Origin of the sequence: Mesorhizobium sp. J8 (genome assembly GCF_016591715.1) — a bacterium.
Taxonomy (GTDB): domain Bacteria; phylum Pseudomonadota; class Alphaproteobacteria; order Rhizobiales; family Rhizobiaceae; genus Mesorhizobium.
In genome coordinates, this window is record NZ_AP024109.1 from 2,085,855 (window position 1) to 2,101,551 (window position 15,697).

The 15,697-nt window shown below is 64.6% G+C and carries 19 protein-coding genes; 11 read left to right on the plus strand and 8 right to left on the minus strand.

The genetic code is table 11. From position 1 onward, the window contains the following. Positions 1–14: 14 nt before the first annotated feature. The 4 genes from MJ8_RS09545 to MJ8_RS09560 all read right to left on the minus strand — a co-directional run bounded on the left by MJ8_RS09545 (position 15) and on the right by MJ8_RS09560 (position 2,295). The gene (locus tag MJ8_RS09545) at positions 15–200 is read right to left on the minus strand and encodes a membrane protein (RefSeq protein ID WP_027164591.1); all 186 of its coding nucleotides are present in this window, start codon (positions 198–200) and stop codon (positions 15–17) included. Between the two features lie 84 nt (positions 201–284). Next, on the minus strand, positions 285–1,142 hold the full coding sequence (locus MJ8_RS09550) for a S49 family peptidase (protein ID WP_201414148.1): 858 nt from the start codon (positions 1,140–1,142) through the stop codon (positions 285–287). 131 nt (positions 1,143–1,273) lie between these two features. Continuing rightward, entirely contained in the window at positions 1,274–2,071 is a 798-nt protein-coding gene (locus tag MJ8_RS09555; RefSeq protein WP_201414149.1) for a tRNA1(Val) (adenine(37)-N6)-methyltransferase, read from the minus strand. Next, positions 2,071–2,295: a DUF2007 domain-containing protein gene (locus MJ8_RS09560; protein ID WP_127875481.1), complete on the minus strand. Its 225-nt coding sequence runs from the start codon at positions 2,293–2,295 to the stop codon at positions 2,071–2,073. Before MJ8_RS09560 ends, MJ8_RS09555 begins: the two co-directional genes overlap by 1 nt. Before the next feature lie 165 nt (positions 2,296–2,460). Between MJ8_RS09560 and MJ8_RS09565 the strand changes: the two genes are divergently transcribed. From MJ8_RS09565 to MJ8_RS09585, 5 genes are all read left to right on the plus strand, one after another. Then, positions 2,461–3,474, plus strand: coding sequence for a polyprenyl synthetase family protein (locus MJ8_RS09565; RefSeq protein WP_040991398.1), 1,014 nt, complete (start codon positions 2,461–2,463; stop codon positions 3,472–3,474). A gap of 106 nt (positions 3,475–3,580) precedes the next feature. Continuing rightward, positions 3,581–4,246 (plus strand): GntR family transcriptional regulator, encoded by a 666-nt coding sequence (locus MJ8_RS09570; RefSeq protein ID WP_201414150.1) that lies wholly within the window; start codon positions 3,581–3,583, stop codon positions 4,244–4,246. 277 nt (positions 4,247–4,523) lie between these two features. Next, complete coding sequence (locus MJ8_RS09575; protein ID WP_201414151.1) at positions 4,524–5,132, plus strand: biotin transporter BioY; 609 nt, start codon at positions 4,524–4,526, stop codon at positions 5,130–5,132. Continuing rightward, positions 5,129–5,539 (plus strand): DUF1284 domain-containing protein, encoded by a 411-nt coding sequence (locus tag MJ8_RS09580; protein WP_201414152.1) that lies wholly within the window; start codon positions 5,129–5,131, stop codon positions 5,537–5,539. The genes MJ8_RS09575 and MJ8_RS09580 overlap by 4 nt, the downstream gene beginning before the upstream one ends. A 203-nt stretch (positions 5,540–5,742) precedes the next feature. Next, positions 5,743–7,518: a tetratricopeptide repeat protein gene (locus MJ8_RS09585; RefSeq protein WP_201414153.1), complete on the plus strand. Its 1,776-nt coding sequence runs from the start codon at positions 5,743–5,745 to the stop codon at positions 7,516–7,518. Positions 7,519–7,563: 45 nt separating this feature from the next. Here the strand turns inward: MJ8_RS09585 and MJ8_RS09590 are convergent, their stop codons facing one another. Further along, on the minus strand, positions 7,564–8,025 hold the full coding sequence (locus MJ8_RS09590; RefSeq protein ID WP_201414154.1) for a GNAT family N-acetyltransferase: 462 nt from the start codon (positions 8,023–8,025) through the stop codon (positions 7,564–7,566). 192 nt (positions 8,026–8,217) lie between these two features. Here MJ8_RS09590 and MJ8_RS09595 point away from each other — a divergent pair, with 192 nt between their 5' ends. Next, positions 8,218–9,138 carry a glycine--tRNA ligase subunit alpha gene (locus tag MJ8_RS09595; RefSeq protein ID WP_201415375.1) on the plus strand — a complete coding sequence of 307 codons (921 nt, stop codon included), beginning with the start codon at positions 8,218–8,220 and terminating at the stop codon, positions 9,136–9,138. An 81-nt stretch (positions 9,139–9,219) separates the two neighbouring features. Continuing rightward, a complete protein-coding gene (locus tag MJ8_RS09600) occupies positions 9,220–9,909 on the plus strand; it encodes a DUF4328 domain-containing protein (RefSeq protein WP_201414155.1) in 690 nt (229 codons plus the stop codon). Here MJ8_RS09600 and MJ8_RS09605 read toward each other — a convergent pair. After that, positions 9,876–10,058, minus strand: coding sequence for a hypothetical protein (locus MJ8_RS09605; protein WP_201414156.1), 183 nt, complete (start codon positions 10,056–10,058; stop codon positions 9,876–9,878). The two genes, MJ8_RS09600 and MJ8_RS09605, sit on opposite strands and share 34 nt — an antisense overlap. Positions 10,059–10,312: 254 nt before the next feature. On the opposite strand from MJ8_RS09605, the gene MJ8_RS09610 reads away from it, so the two are divergent. The 3 genes from MJ8_RS09610 (at position 10,313) to MJ8_RS09620 (ending at position 13,440) form a co-directional block, all read left to right on the plus strand. Beyond that, the gene (locus MJ8_RS09610; protein ID WP_095816363.1) at positions 10,313–10,714 is read left to right on the plus strand and encodes an endonuclease domain-containing protein; all 402 of its coding nucleotides are present in this window, start codon (positions 10,313–10,315) and stop codon (positions 10,712–10,714) included. A 69-nt stretch (positions 10,715–10,783) separates the two neighbouring features. Beyond that, positions 10,784–12,937, plus strand: a complete 2,154-nt coding sequence (glyS, locus tag MJ8_RS09615; RefSeq protein WP_201414157.1) for a glycine--tRNA ligase subunit beta — start codon at positions 10,784–10,786, stop codon at positions 12,935–12,937. A 125-nt stretch (positions 12,938–13,062) separates the two neighbouring features. Then, the gene (locus MJ8_RS09620) at positions 13,063–13,440 is read left to right on the plus strand and encodes a hypothetical protein (RefSeq protein ID WP_225248210.1); all 378 of its coding nucleotides are present in this window, start codon (positions 13,063–13,065) and stop codon (positions 13,438–13,440) included. A gap of 91 nt (positions 13,441–13,531) precedes the next feature. Here MJ8_RS09620 and MJ8_RS09625 read toward each other — a convergent pair whose 3' ends face one another. Together MJ8_RS09625 and MJ8_RS09630 are read right to left on the minus strand one after the other, a co-directional pair. Then, complete coding sequence (locus MJ8_RS09625) at positions 13,532–13,921, minus strand: hypothetical protein (RefSeq protein ID WP_201414158.1); 390 nt, start codon at positions 13,919–13,921, stop codon at positions 13,532–13,534. A 101-nt stretch (positions 13,922–14,022) separates the two neighbouring features. Next, positions 14,023–14,511: a hypothetical protein gene (locus tag MJ8_RS09630; protein WP_201414159.1), complete on the minus strand. Its 489-nt coding sequence runs from the start codon at positions 14,509–14,511 to the stop codon at positions 14,023–14,025. Positions 14,512–14,685: 174 nt separating this feature from the next. Between MJ8_RS09630 and MJ8_RS09635 the strand changes: the two genes are divergently transcribed. Continuing rightward, positions 14,686–15,648, plus strand: coding sequence for an L-threonylcarbamoyladenylate synthase (locus tag MJ8_RS09635; RefSeq protein ID WP_201414160.1), 963 nt, complete (start codon positions 14,686–14,688; stop codon positions 15,646–15,648). The last annotated feature ends 49 nt before the right edge of the window (positions 15,649–15,697 follow it).

A 15,697-nucleotide genomic window follows, 5' to 3' on the forward strand; every position in this document is an offset into this window, starting at 1 on the left:
CTGGCGAGATGGGATCAGTCCTTGGCGAGACGGTATTCGCCGGTCTTCGGATCCTTGACCAGCGTGCCCATCGTGCCGTTCGCCGCCTGTTTCTCGGTGCGCCGGATCTTGGCCGTCACACGCTCGGCCTCGCGCACGAAAGCGCGGTAGCCGAAATAAGCGGCGGCGCCGACAACAGCGAAGAAAATGATCTGCGGCATCTCTAAAACTCCTCCCGCGTTCTCGCGGCAAGGCCGGCCGAATGGGTCGGTCAAGCGGCCATGCTAGCCGCAATCATGTCTTTTTCAAAGCCCGAAGCGCGCCCACAATGCGCGCTCTTCCGCCGCATCGAGGACGCCGTTTGCGGCGGCGGCGGCGATATCGGGCGCCGAGAAGCGCGAGCCGAACAGGCCGAACCGGCCGAACAGACCGCGCGGCGCGGTGATCAGCTTGAGCTGCGTCTTGTCGCCGAAGCGGGCCTTAAGCACGCTGCGCATATCGCCCAGCGCATCGACGAGGCCGAGTTCGAGGCCTTTCTTGGCGGTCCAGAACAGGCCGGTGAACAGGTCCGGATCGTCCTTGAGCTTCGAGCCGCGCCGCTCCTTGACGAGGTCGATGAAAGTCTCGTGCACTTCGAGCTGGAGCGCCTTCAGCCGTTCGACATCCTCCTTCTTCTCCGGCTTGAACGGATCGAGCACGGCCTTGTTCTGGCCGGCGGTGTGGACACGTCGCTCGACGCCGATCTTCTTCATCAACTCCGGGAAGCCGAACGAGGCCGAGACCACGCCGATCGAGCCGACGATCGATGACGGATCGGCAAAAATCTCGTCGCCGGCGACCGCGATCATGTAGCCGCCGGAAGCCGCCACATCCTCGACGAAGACCAGCACCTTCTTGTTCTTCTCCGCCGCCAGATCGCGGATGCGCTTGAAGATCAGCCGCGACTGCACCGGCGAGCCGCCCGGCGAGTTGATCGAGATGGCGACCGCCGGCGCGTCGAAGCCGAACGCCTTTTCGATGACGCCGGCCGTCGAGGCGAGCGACAGGCTCGGCCGGAACTGGCCGCCGCCGGCCATGATTGCGCCTTGCAGCCGGATGACCGGAATGGTGACGACTGTCGAGCGCCAGGATTTCGGCAGCAGGCGGTTGAAGAGGCGTTTCACGAACGGGTGTCTCCGGTGGAGTGCAGAAGGAGCAATCGGTTAAGTCGGTAATGTCTCTCGGGCGCGACGTATCTTGCTTTGGCATGTAGGAATTCGCCGCCTAACGGCAATGCCGCATCGCGCGCCTGGGATCAATCGCCGAACAGCGACGCCAGGCCGTTGTTGATCATTTCCGCCCGCTCCGCCGGCGCGTTGCCGGACGGCCCGTGCAAAGTGAACGGCGGGCGGATCGACAGTTTTCCGCGCGCCCCGAGCGCCGCCCTGACGACGACGCGTATCGCCGCCACGTCCGGCCGGGGATGGACGCAGAGCATCTCGGCATCGCCGAAGCGCCCTTCGATCGCGTCGAGGATGGCGACGAGCTGCTCGGGTCGGGCGATGACGGCCAGCCCGCCGCGCGGCTTGACGACGGCGGCGGCGCTCCTGATCCAGCGCTCGAACAGCCCGTCCTCGCCGACATGCGCCTGCCTGCGCAGCGCGTCTGGTGTCGAGCGGTCCTCGGCCGCGTTGAAAGGCGGGTTCATGATGACGAAGTCGAAGGAATTGTCGGCAAGCCCGGCTTCCGCTCGCGCCCGGCCGGTCAGCGTCACGTCGGCCGTCAGCACCGAAGCGCGGTCGCCGAGATGCGCGTTGCCCGGATGCGAAAGCGTGGCGGCGGCGAATCCCGCCATTTCGGTCGAGCGCTCGACGAGCACGGCCCGCGCCGCCGGACAGCGCGACAGCACGGCCAGGGCGGCAGCACCAGCGCCGGCGCCGAAATCGGCGAGCCGGCCGGAAAAGCCGGACGGCACGGCCGCCGCCAGCGTCATGGCGTCCATGCCGGCGCGATGACCGCCCCGGCTCGGCTGCACCAACCAAAAGCGTCCGCGATGGAAGGCGTCGACCGTGTGCGCCGGCGTGTCCGGGACGGGGGCGGGGCTGACTGCCATTATTTCTGGCGGATCTCGTTCTCGATGCCGGCATCCTTGAGGATGCGGCGCGCCGCGTCGGCCTTCTCGGCGTCTACCATGACACGCTTCTGCAAAAGGCCGATCGACCCTTCGAGCACGCTCATATTCTGGTCGGCGACGAAACAGGCGATGCCGGCATCGCGCATCAGCGATTCGACAAAGGAGATGACGACGGCGTCGTTGGTGCGGACAAGCTCGATCATGGAATGAAAATCGCAGGTTGCGGGGTTCGTGTAAACGTGCCGGTGGACACACCGTCCGCGGAGCCGCGCCAATTCGCCTCTTGCCGTGCCCGGTTGTGCCGCCCTAGAGTCGAGTTGGGACTAAGGGTGCCGTCGTGCGCGTCAATTGAGACGGGAGTGATTGTGGTGGGAGTCGTTCTCAACATCGAAGGCAAGCGGGAACCCGCTTCCATCAAGGATCTGATCGATCTGACGGCCGCCGACATGGGCCGTGTCAACGAGCTGATCCTGTCCAAGGCCGGCTCCGACGTCGAGATGATCCCGGAGATCGCCAACCACCTGATCTCCTCCGGCGGTAAGCGGCTCAGGCCCATGCTTACGCTGGCCGCCGCGCAGATGTTCGGCTATTCGGGCGAAGGCCACGTCAAGCTCGCGACCGCCGTCGAGTTCATGCACACGGCGACGCTTCTCCATGACGACGTGGTCGACGAGAGCGCGCTGCGCCGCGGCAAGAAGACGGCGCGCATGATCTGGGGCAACCAGGCGAGCGTTCTGGTCGGCGACTTCCTGCTCGGCCAGGCCTTCCGAATGATGGTCGAGGTCGGCTCGCTGGAAGCCCTCGACATCCTGTCGAGCGCCGCTTCCATCATCGCCGAGGGCGAGGTGATGCAGCTTGCCGCGGCCAAGAACCTCGACACCACCGAGGACGAGCATTTCGCCGTCATCAAGGCCAAGACCGCGGCGCTGTTCTCGGCCGCGGCCGAAGTCGGGCCGGTGATCGCCCTGGCCTCGCGCACCGACCGCGCCGCGCTGCGCTCCTATGGCATGAATCTCGGCCTTGCCTTCCAGCTCATCGACGATGCGCTGGACTATGGTGGCTCCAGCAAGGATCTCGGAAAGAATGTCGGCGACGATTTCCGCGAGGGCAAGGTGACGCTGCCGGTGATCCTCGCCTACCGGCGTGGCACCAAGGCCGAGCGCAGCTTCTGGAAGCGCGCCATCGAGGAAAACGTCACCGACGATGCCGGGCTCGAAAAGGCGATCGGCCTGATGGCCCGCCACGGCGCAATAGCCGACACGATCGGCCGCGCCCGCCATTTCGGCGAGATCGCCCGCGACGCGCTGGCGCCGCTTGAGGCGACGCCGCAGAAATCGGCGCTGATCGACGTCATCGATTTCTGCATCAGCCGGGTGAATTGAGCTGACTGCCTTACAGGCATTTTGCCTCGCATCCGCCGGGCAGGGGCCTGTGAATCCCGCGCCGTCCATCTCGACAAGGGGCGGTCGGGCAAATTATCTATAAAATATGGCCAGCACAGAAGACACGATCGCCGTCCGTATCAGCAAGGAACTGGCGGACCGCATCATTTCGGGCGCCATCGAGCCCGGATCGCGGCTGCGCCAGGATCATGTCGCCGAAGAGTTCAACACCAGCCATGTCCCCGTGCGCGAGGCCTTCCGGCGCCTGGAGGCTCAAGGGTTGGCGATCAGCGAGCCTCGGCGCGGCGTGCGCGTCGCCGCTTTCGATCTTGGCGAGGTGAGGGAGGTGGCCGAGATGCGCGCGGCGCTCGAGGTGCTGGCGCTGCGCCATGCCGCGCCGCATTTGACGGCGTCGATCCTCGACCTCGCAGAGGAGGCGACCAAGGCCGGCGACAAATCCCGCGACGTGCGCTCCTGGGAAGAGGCCAACCGCACCTTCCACCGGCTGATCCTGGCGCCCTGCAACATGCCGCGCCTGCTTTCCACCATCGACGATTTGCACGCGGCGAGCGCGCGCTTCCTCTTCGCGGCCTGGCGCTCGGAGTGGGAAACCCGCACCGACCAGGACCACCGAGCGATCCTGAGCGCGCTGAGGCAAGGCAACACCGAATCGGCCGCCGCGACGCTCGGCCGTCATGTGCAATGGATCGGCCAAAAGCCGGTCAAGACCGCTTCCGGCCGGACCCGCGACGCTTTCGCCATAGTGGGGTAGCGCAGGCTGGTGCGATTGGTCGAGAACTCGTCACTTTAGGGCGGAGCAAGGAGCGGAGCGACGCGCGCAGACGTGACGTTGAAGCTTTGCACCGGTGCAGAACGCCCCTTGTCTGCATCGTTTTTGCCCATTTGACCTGGATCGCGGCATGGATTCTCTCCGCGTCCGCTTCGCTCCCGCTCCGACCGAACCCGCGGGCTTGCCATCCTCGCGAAAATATGGATTCGATAATAGATGAAGTTCAGAAATTATCTATAATCCAACCAGGAAACATACCGTGAGCAACGCAGCCGTTTCGACCTACAAGCCCTCCTTCAGCCCGCTTCGCCTGCATAGCCGTTCGCTCGCCTGGCGGATCGGCGCCGTGATCATCGGCTCGTTGTTCCTGGCGCTGTCGTCCTATATAGAGGTCCCGATGGTGCCGGTTCCGGTGACCATGCAGACCTTCGCCGTGACGCTGGTCGGCGCGCTCTACGGCTGGCGTTTCGGCGCGCTCACCATCGCCGCCTGGCTGGTTGAAGGCGCGGCAGGCTTCCCGGTGCTGGCGGGCGGGGCTGCCGGTATCCAGCATTTCGTCGGTCCGACCGGCGGCTATCTCTTCGCCTTCCCGATCGTTGGCGCCGTCGTCGGATGGCTGGCCGAGCGCGGCTGGAACGGAAATCGCGTCATGCTTGCCTTCGCCGCCATGCTGATCGGCAACCTGCTGTGCCTGGTGCTTGGCACCGCCTGGCTTGCCGTCATGATCGGCGCCGAGAAGGCCATCACCTTCGGCTTCCTGCCCTTCATCGTCGGCGGCCTGCTCAAGTCGGCGCTGGGCGCGGTGACGCTGAAGCTCTTCTCCACCGATCGGGCGGAACAGCGCGGCCGCTCGTCCGGGACGCGATGACCGTCAGGCTGCGCGCCCATCATCTGCTTTGCCTGCTGACCTATGTCGGCAAGGGCTACTCGCCCGCCTTCACCGCCAATTACGACAAGGTGGTGAAGCGGCTGGGCGAGGGGGTTGTGATCGTTTCCGGTCCCGACGACATCTGCGCCCCGCTGCTCGACGAGCCGGAGGCGCATTGCTTTGGCGAGAGCGCCGCCGAGCGGGACGGGCTCGCTGCGCGTGATGTCGGCGCTCTTCTCGGGCGGCCGATCCGGGCCGGAGACCGGCTCGTGCTGGATGCCTCGGCACTGGCAGGAATGCGGAAGGCTTTTTCCGCCGGGCTGACGCGCCAGGCATGCTCCGGCTGCGAATGGTCCGGCCTGTGCGACGCGGTTGCCGCCAGCGGATTCAGCGATACCTATCTGTAGGCAATTCGATGCCGGCATATCGGCATCCCGGCTCCGCGCAGAAGTTTTTCGCTGGCGCGGCATCGTTTTTTAAGCCGGATGATTGCATTGTGATTCGCTGCGGATTGAAGCTCGACCCCAAAAAGGCCATGCTTTGACCGGAAAAGATCGAGTCTGTGGGCGGTCCGCCAAGGGCGGGATCGCGTCTGGCTGAAAGGGATACGATGCGGCAAGGACGTGCGCGCTGGCTGATGAGGCTGGCATTTTTGGCCGGTGTGGCGCTTTGGGTGCTGCCGGTCCAGGCCAAGGAAGATGCCCAACCGCTGCAGATCACATCTTTCTCGGGCGCCTATCTCGCGGCCCATATCGCCGAAAGCGACAACGATCTCGACGACGCGATCGCTTACTACAAGCAGGCGCTTGCCTTTGCGCCGAACGATAAGGATCTGCAGCAAAGCCTGATGCTGGCTCTCGTTGCGCAAGGCCGCTTCGAGGAATCGCTGGTCTATGCCGACAAGCTGAAGGAAGTGCCGGACGTCGAGCGCTTCTCACGCCTGGCCCTGGCCATCGATTCCTTCCACAAGAAGGACTACGTCAAGGCGCAGTACTGGCTGAAGCTCTCGCTCGAATCCGATCTCGACCGGTTGCTCTCCGGCGTCATGAACGGCTGGGCCATGGAGGGCGCCGGCAACGCGTCCGAGGCGATGGAGTCCATCGACAAGCTCAAGGGTCCGGACTGGTTCGGCCTGTTCAAGTCGTTCCACCGCGCGCTGATCGCCGACGCCGCCGGCTTGAACGACAAGGCCGATGCGATCTACGCCGCCACGCTCGCCGACACCACGGCCGGCGGCTCCGCGCCCGAAACCTGGATGCGCAATGCCCAGGCCTATGCCTCCTTCCTCGCCCGCAAGGGCGACAAGTCGAAGGCGCTGGCGGTTTTGAACCAGGCCGAAGCCTTCGCCCCGGGTAAGCTCGAGATCACCACGCTGCGGGACCGCATCGCCAAGGGCGACAAGATCGAGCCGCTCGTCGCCGGCCCGGCCGACGGCGCCTCCGAAATCCTGCTTGACCTTGCGACCGCGCTCAACCGCGGCGGCGGCGAGCCTTTCGTGCGGCTCTACCTGCAATACGCGCTGGCGCTGAAGCCGGACAGCGATGCGGCCCTGGTGCAGCTTGCCGCTGTCGCCGAGCAGCTCAAGGACGGCGAGGGCGCCATCGCGCTTTACCGCCGCATCCCGGCTTCCTCGCCGCTGAAGGAGCTTTCCGACCTGCAGCTCGGCCTGAACCTCGCCGATCTCGACAAGCACGACGAGGCGATCGCCCATCTCAAGGCCTATCTCGACAAGCACCCGGACGACATGCGCGCCTATCTGGCGCTTGGCGGCGTCTATGGCTCGAAGGAAGATTTCCGCTCGGCCGCCAATCTCTACGATAAGGCCGTCGAGCAGCTGAAGGCGCCGACCGCCGCCAACTGGAACATCTTTTACCAGCGCGGCATCGCCTATGAGCGGCTGAAGGAATGGCCGAAGGCAGAACCTAATTTCCGCAAGGCGCTGGAATTGCAGCCCGACCAGCCGCAGGTCATGAACTATCTCGGCTATTCCTGGGTCGACATGAACATGAACCTCAAGGAAGGCCTGGCGATGATCCAGAAGGCCGTGGATCTCAGGCCGAACGACGGCTACATCGTCGATTCGCTGGGCTGGGCCTATTACCGCATGGGTCGCTTCGACGACGCCGTGCGCGAGATGGAGCGCGCCGTCTCGCTGAAGCCGGAAGACCCGGTCCTCAACGACCATCTCGGCGATGCCTACTGGCGCGTCGGCCGCAAGCTCGAGGCTACCTATCAGTGGACCCAGGCGCGCGACCTGAAGCCGGACCCAGACGTGCTCGCCACCCTTCAGCAGAAGCTGCTCAAGGGCCTGCCGCCCATCGAATCCAACACCGCGCAGGAAACCCCGAAGGTGAAGCCGGAGCCGACGCCCGCGCCGAAGGGCTGAGCTTCGATCCTGATTGCCGGCGGGGCCCTTCGGAGCCCCGCGTTTTCAAAACATCTTCCGGTAGACGACGAACCCGGACTTCTCGCCGACCTTGTCATAGAGCTGCATCGCCGTGTGGTTCGTCTCATGCGTCAGCCAGTAGACGCGGTTCGCCCCCGCTTGGCTGGCGCGTTCGTAGACGCCTTCGATCAGTGCCCGGCCGACGCCCTGGCCGCGCGCGGCCTGCGTGGTGAAGAGATCCTGCAGATAGCAGCTCGGCGCGATCGACGTCGTCGACCGATGGTAGAGATAATGGACGAGGCCGAGCAGGTTGCCCTCGCGTTCGGACACCAGCGCATGCACCGGCTCATAGGCATCGAAGAAACGCGACCAGGTCATGTGCGTGATCTCGCCGGCGAGTGCCGTCGGGCCGGAGCGCCCGTAAAACGCGTTATAGCCGTCCCACAGCGGCAGCCATTGCTCGTAATCCTGCCTTGTGACGGGTCGGACGGTAAGTTGACCGGACATAACGAAATCTCTGTCGTTGACGTGGAACGGAGCAAAGGTTGGCCGCCGCTCGACCGCAATGGGCCAGCCGGCCGCAAAGCTTTCCGCCTTGCCGGATGCGAGCCGCCGCCTTGACGCTTGCCGGCCCGGCAACTAGGGAAGCGTCATCCTGCGCTTGCCGAGGCCGCCGTGACCATCGAGATCCCCGTCCACATGCATCCCAGCCGCTCCTTCCAGGGGCTGATCCTGACCTTGCACAACTACTGGGCGGATTATGGTTGCCTCATCCTGCAGCCTTACGACATGGAGGTCGGCGCCGGCACTTTCCATCCGGCCACCACCTTGCGGGCGCTCGGCCCGCTGCGCTGGAATGCGGCTTACGTGCAGCCTTCGCGCCGGCCAAAGGACGGCCGCTACGGCGAGAACCCCAACCGTCTGCAGCATTATTACCAGTATCAGGTGATCCTGAAGCCCAATCCGCCGAACCTGCAGGAGCTCTACCTCGGCTCGCTGCAGGCGATCGGCGTCGACCCGCTGCTGCACGACATCCGCTTCGTCGAGGACGACTGGGAGAGCCCGACGCTGGGCGCCTGGGGACTCGGCTGGGAGTGCTGGTGCGACGGCATGGAAGTCTCGCAGTTCACCTATTTCCAGCAGGTCTGCGGCATCGAATGCGCGCCGGTGGCGGGCGAGCTGACCTATGGTCTCGAACGGCTCGCCATGTATGTGCAGGGCGTCGACAATGTCTACGACCTGAACTTCAACGGCCGTGAAGGCGCCGAGAAGGTCACCTACGGCGACGTCTTCCTGCAGGCCGAGCAGGAATATTCGCGCCACAATTTCGAATTCGCCAACACCGCGATGCTGCTGAGGCACTTCGAGGACGCCGAGGCCGAGTGCAAGGCGCTGCTCGATGCGGGCACGCCGAAGCCCAGCGACAATCTGGCGATGCACCGCATGGTCTTTCCGGCCTACGACCAGTGCATCAAGGCAAGCCATGTCTTCAACCTGCTCGACGCGCGCGGCGTGATCTCGGTCACCGAGCGGCAAAGCTACATCCTGCGCGTACGCAACCTGGCCAAGGCTTGCGGCGAGGCGTTCCTGAAGACGCAGGCCGGCGGAATGGCGGCTTAAGGGAAGGCTGCAGCTTTCCCGCTTGATTCCCTATTTGTTCCCGTTTAGGTTGCAGCAACTTACCAAGGGGGAGCAGGCAGCGTGGGCATTTTCAGAAATTTTTCGACGAGCACGAACTGGGTCGTCAGGCTGCTGTGCATCGGCATCGCCGTCGACGTGATCGCCGTACTTTCAGGCCTGTCCGAGATCTGGCTGCTGAACGATATCGATGCCGGCACCTATGACTACGATGTCACGGCAGCGGCCAGTTGGAACGACAGCCGGCAAGGCGCGATAGGCATCGCCCAGCTCGTTCTCTATCTGGCGCAGGCCATTATCATTCTTAGCTGGATCCGCCTGGCCAACAGGAACGCCAGGGCGCTTGGCGCCCGCGACATGCAGTTCACGCCCGGCTGGGCGATCGGCTGGTATTTCATCCCCATCGCCAACCTTTGGAAGCCTTATCAGGCGATGTCGGAGATATGGCGGGCAAGCAGCGGGTCTGCCGACTGGAAATCGGCCGAGACGTCCGGAACGCTTCAGGGCTGGTGGGCCGCCTGGCTGGTGGCCAACGCGCTCGGTCGGGTCTCCTTCAGGCTCTCCATGAAAGCGCAGGAAATTCCGGAACTGAAGAACGCCTCGATTGCGACCACCGCTGCCGATGTTGCCAGCGTTGTGCTGAGCCTGCTTCTCCTGGAAGTCGTGAAGGAGATTTATCGGCGGCAAACCGCCTGGTCCGCCGCCCCTCCGGCAATGCCTCAGGACAGCGCCGGCTTGCCTGAAACGGCATAGGCCACCGCAGCCGGGACATTCAGCCCGCTCGATCCATCGATCGTGCGCATGGCCTGCCTGACCCCCGGCATGGCGATCGCGCCGTGCATCTGCGCGGCGAAGCAGGCGCTGAGCGCCAGGATCTGCAGGGTTCTCGATGCCGTCTTCATCGTCGTTCAGCCAATAGGTCTCTGCCTGAGCGTGTGTCGCTTCAGCGCAGCGTTCGGTTCATGGGATGGTCTGCTCCAAGGACGGACGACCTCGCTGCGTCCCGACAGCGGGCCGAAAAATTCCGCGAAATCGATCGACGAGGCGATCTGCTGGCGGGGTGACAGCGGCCGGCCGAGTTGCTATGCGCTTCTACCTCCCCCTTGATGGGGGAGGTCGCCGCGGAGCGGCGGGTGGGGGTGACTGGCGCTTCCCTATGCCAAAACTTGACCGTTTCAAGTTGCAGTCCGCACGAAGGCTTCGCGCCTCGATGACAGACGAAGAACGACTGCTGTGGCGGCACCTGTGGCGCATCCCGGTCGAAGGAACACATTTCCGCCGACAGGCGTCTGTGGGCGCCTATTACCCCGACTTCTTATCCCATCGGCTGAAATTGATTATCGAGGTGGATGGCTCCCACCACAGTGCCGATGATCAGCTGCGCCATGATGAAGTTCGGACACGGTGGTTCGAAAGCCAAGGCTATCGCGTCGTCCGCTTCTGGAACCATGAGATAAAAAACGAACTGGATTCCGTGCTCGATACAATTTATGCGGCGGTGGAAGAACGGAAATCACACCTGCATCTGCGCGATGGTGCCGAAGGTATTGGCGGCTGAGAGGCCGCCACCCCGCCCCGGCGCTACGCGCCGACCCTCCCCATCCAGGGGAGGGTGGGGAGCTTAACTATGCCCGACCTGCTCTTGGAACTTCGCTCCGAGGAAATCCCCGCCCGCATGCAGCGCAAGGCTGCTGGCGACCTCAGGAAGATGCTGACCGATGGTCTGGTCGAGGCGGGTCTCACCTATGAGGCGGCGCGCGAATATTGGACGCCGCGGCGCCTCGCGCTCGACATCCGTGGCCTGACGGCGCGCTCGAAGGAGATCCGCGAGGAGATCAAGGGGCCGTCGACCACGGCGCCCGAGCAGGCTGTGCAGGGCTTCCTGCGCAAGGCCGGCCTGTCATCGATCGCCGAGGCGCATGTCCATTCCGATCCGAAGAAGGGCGACTTCTACGTCGCTCACATTTCGAAGCCGGGCCGGGCGGCGGAAGAGATCATCGCCGAACTGGTGCCGGGTATCATCAAAAGCTTCCCCTGGCCGAAATCGATGCGCTGGGGGCCGGCCTCGGCGAAGCCCGGCTCGCTGCGCTGGGTGCGGCCGCTGCAGTCGATCGTCTGCACCTTCGGACCGGAGACCGAAGAGCCGGTCGTGGTCGATTTTGAGATCGACGGCATCCGCGCCGGCAATGTCACCTACGGTCATCGCTTCCACGCGCCGGGCCCGATCACCGTGCGCCGTTTCGACGATTATGTGGCGAAGCTGGAGGCGGCCAAGGTCGTGCTCGATGCCGACCGGCGCAAGGAGATCATCCTGGCCGATGCCCGCAACATCGCCTTCGCCAACGGCCTCGACCTCGTCGAGGATGAGGGCCTGCTGGAGGAGGTCTCCGGGCTGGTGGAATGGCCGGTCGTGCTGATGGGCGAGTTCGAGCAGGATTTCCTCACCATTCCGGGCGAGGTCATCCGCCTCACCATCCGCGCCAACCAGAAGTGTTTCGTCACCCGACCGCAGGGCGCGGGCGAGGACCTGTCGAACCGCTTCATCCTGGTCGCCAACATCGAGGCGAGGGATGGCGGCAAGGAGATCGCCTACGGCAACGGCAAGGTGGTGCGCGCCCGCTTGTCCGATGCGCTTTATTTCTGGAAGACCGACCAGAGCGATTTGCCCGACCTCGACCAGCTGAAGGAATCGGCGGCGAAGTTCGACCTCGATCTGAAGAAGCCGCTCGACCAGCGCATGGCGCGGCTCGATCATCTGAACGTCACCTTCCATGCCAAGCTTGGCACGCAAGGGCAGCGGGTGGAGCGCATCAAACGGCTGGCCGAGGAACTGGCACCTGTCGTCGGAGCCGATAGCGCTTTAGTCGCCAGGGCGTCGGTGCTCGCCAAGGCGGACCTGCAGACCGAGGTGGTCGGCGAGTTTCCGGAACTGCAGGGCGCGATGGGCCGCAAATACGCGCTGCTGCAGGGCGAGCATGCATCCGTGGCCGCCGCTGCCGAGGAGCATTACAAGCCGCAGGGTCCGTCCGACCGCGTGCCGACTGATCCGGTCTCGGTTGCCGTCGCGCTTGCCGACAAGCTCGACACGCTGACCGGCTTCTGGGCGATCGACGAGAAGCCCACCGGGAGCAAGGATCCGTTCGCTTTGCGCCGCGCCGCGCTCGGCGTGGTCAGGCTCCTCACCGAGAACCGTATTCGTCTGGCGCTGACGTCTATTTTCGCCAAGGCCTTCGCAAATTTCAAAGGCGGGGCGGATCAGTCGTCAGACCTCCTGGCCTTCTTCCACGATCGCCTCAAAGTCTATCTCCGCGACCAGGGCGCGCGGCACGATCTGATCGATGCCGTCATCACGCCTCGGTCCGACGACCTGCTGCAGATCGTGCGTCGCGTCGAGGCGCTGGGCTCCTTGCTCGACACCGACGGGGGCAAGAACCTGCTCGCCGGAACCAAGCGCGCCGCCAACATCCTGGCCGCCGAGGAGAAGAAGAAAACGCTGGTCGCCGAGGATGTTGAGCCGGCGCTGTTTCGCGAGGAAGCGGAAAAGAAGCTTTTCGCCGCGGTGAATCAAGCCGAGAAGGAAGCCGGCCAAGCAATTCAAAATGAAGATTTTTCCGCCGCCATGCTGGCGCTTAGCGCGTTGCGCGAACCCGTTGATTCATTTTTTGAGGGCGTTCTCGTGAATGATGAGGACCAGGCCGTGCGCGCCAACCGCCTGGCGCTGCTCGCCCGCATCCGCGCCGCCACCGATCAGGTCGCGGATTTTTCAAAAATCGCCGGCTGACAGCTCGAAAAATCGCACGTTCGGCACTGCCTGCATCCGTCAGGATGCGGGCATGCTTGAACAATTCGGCGCCCGAAATTTAATGCGCCGGAGCCGGCTTACAGTCATACGGCGATGACTTCCGCATGGGACAACAAGGCGTTCCCAAACCACGGAGGCATGCCATGAATTCCGTTGACGATATCGACCTGATTGAAGAGACCCCGGCCGCCGCCGAGGGCATCGAAGCCGCTTCCGAAAACCTCCTCGACCATGCCGCTGCAGCGGTCGAATCCGCCGATCCTTCCGAAGACGACGAGGAAGAAGGCGATGACGAGGAAGCCACGGCCTCGACCGACGATGAGTCGGACGACGAGGATGAAGATGACGACGACGGCGAGGACGCCGACGACGAAGCCAAGGCCTCGGGCGACGATGAGTCCGACGAGGAGGACGAAGATGGCGACGAGGATGAAGACGAGGCCGATGAGTCCGACGAGGACGACAAGGAAGAAGCTGCCTGAGCTGTCTCCTGTCGTCTGAAGCATGAAGGGCGACGCGTTACTCGTCGCCCTTTTCGTCAGGCTCGTCAATCTTCCGAGAAGATTGACCCCGTCAATCTTCTATGATGCCGACCCGCACGCTGTCCGGATAGACGTCGACCTCGATCAGCGGCTCGCCATTGACGATGGCGCGCCGGGTCGAACTGCTCATGGCGCCGCCGCGCTCCAGCCAGCGCTGCAGGTCGGCCCGCGAACCGTCGCTGCGGAACCAGCGATCGTCCTGGTCGTCGCCGTCGCGCCGGTGGAACTTGTGCCAGTTGGCGCGGTCCTGCCGCACCATCTGCGCCGCGCTGCTCAGCGGATAGCCGTCGCTGGCGCGATGATCGCGATCGGAAATCCGCGCGACGTAGGAGCCGAGCATGTCGTCGGCCTTCGCCGTACCCGCGCCCAGTGTCATCGCCGCCACCAGTGCGGCAACGGCCATTGCTTTCGTAACGTTCATGAAACCCCCTTTTGAAACGCCGGCGCCATCGTGCCCAGTCCCGATGACGGGAATCGGACAGAGTTAAGCGCCTAGCACATAGAGGCGGTATCCAGTGTGATCTACATCGCCTTGCCGACGCGCGGCAGGGGCTGGCCATTTGACGGCTGTGCGTTGGCCGTCGCGGCCGGTTTGTCGCCGGTTTTGCCGTCGCCGTTCGAAGCAGACGCTGTGCCGTTGGCGGGCGTTGCCGGCGAAGTGCCGTTTGCCGGCGCGGCCGCGGTTGCCGGTGCCGCGGGCTTGGCCGCCGCGGTCGCCGCAGGCGTTGCGAAAGCGCCGCCGACAACGCCGCCGCGGATGATCATCGGGGCCTGCTGGTGCCTGGACTTTTCGGGAATCGCCGCGACCTTTTCGTCGGTGACGGCGGGCATGGGATCGCCCAGCGCTATCATCGACGGCGTCGAGGCCGCGGACAGCTTGGCCGGCTCGATCGCATTCAGCCTGACCACCGAAGGCGTCGAGCTCGATGGTCCGACCACGACGATCGACGAGGCATGTGCCGCGCCGTTCATCGCCAGAAGACTGATACCGAACGCTTCAAGCAGACGCATCACAACAACTCCCAAGCCCGCAACCGCATAGAACCCGCACCTTAAGGCCGCCAAATTGAAGCCGGCTTGCCCGAAAACTTAACATTTTAGGGATTGATAAATCGCCAATGCCCGCCCTTGCCCGATGGAAGCCGTCGTATTACGGGACCGGCATGTTTGAGATTGGTGGCGAATTTGGCTGAGATACTGGCGGCCGGCGAGGCTATGGAGCAGGCATTGGCGCTGCTCGAAGGCGGCGACGTCGTCGCCATCCCCACCGAGACGGTTTACGGCCTGGCGGGCGATGCCACCAACGGTGTTGCCGTGGCGCGCATTTTCGAGGCCAAGGGCCGGCCGCGCTTCAACCCGCTGATCGCTCATGTCGCAAATCGCGCGATGGCGGACCGTATCGCCGGCTTTGATCCGCTCTCGGCAAAATTGGCCGAGGCCTTTTGGCCAGGCCCGCTGACGCTGGTGCTGCCGCAGCGCGCCGATGGCGGCATCCATCCGCTGGTCACCGCGGGGCTGGATACCATCGCGCTGCGCATGCCGCGCGGCTTCGGCGGCGAACTGATCGCGCGGCTCGGCCGGCCGCTCGCCGCGCCCAGCGCCAATTCTTCAGGCAGGATCAGCGGCACGACGGCGCAGGCCGTCGCCGCCGACCTCGGCGACAGGATCAAGCTGGTCGTCGATGGCGGCGCGACGCCGGTCGGCCTGGAATCGACGATTCTCAAGGTCGAGAACGGCAAGCTGCGGCTGCTGCGTCCGGGCGGCATCGGCGCCGAGGAGATCGAGGCGGTGGCCGGCGCGAAGCTGTCGCGCGGCGCCGCTGGCATCGAGGCGCCGGGCATGCTCGCCTCGCATTACGCGCCCGGCGCCGCGATGCGGCTCAACGTCGGAAAGATTGCCGAGGGCGAGGCGTTGCTGGCCTTCGGCCGCAACCGCGCCGAGGGCTGGGAACGGGCCGTTGCGCTGCGCAACCTTTCCGAGGGAGGCGACCTGCGCGAGGCGGCCAGCAATCTGTTCGCCTTCATGCACGCGCTCGACCGCAGCGGCGCCGCGACAATCGCCGTCGAGCCGATCCCGTTCGAGGGCCTGGGCGAAGCGATCAACGACCGGCTTGCCCGCGCCGCCGCGCCGCGTGACAAGACCGCTTGAGCCTATCTCTTTGTTTTGATGCGATTCCGGGCGGAACCGCTTCGCACTT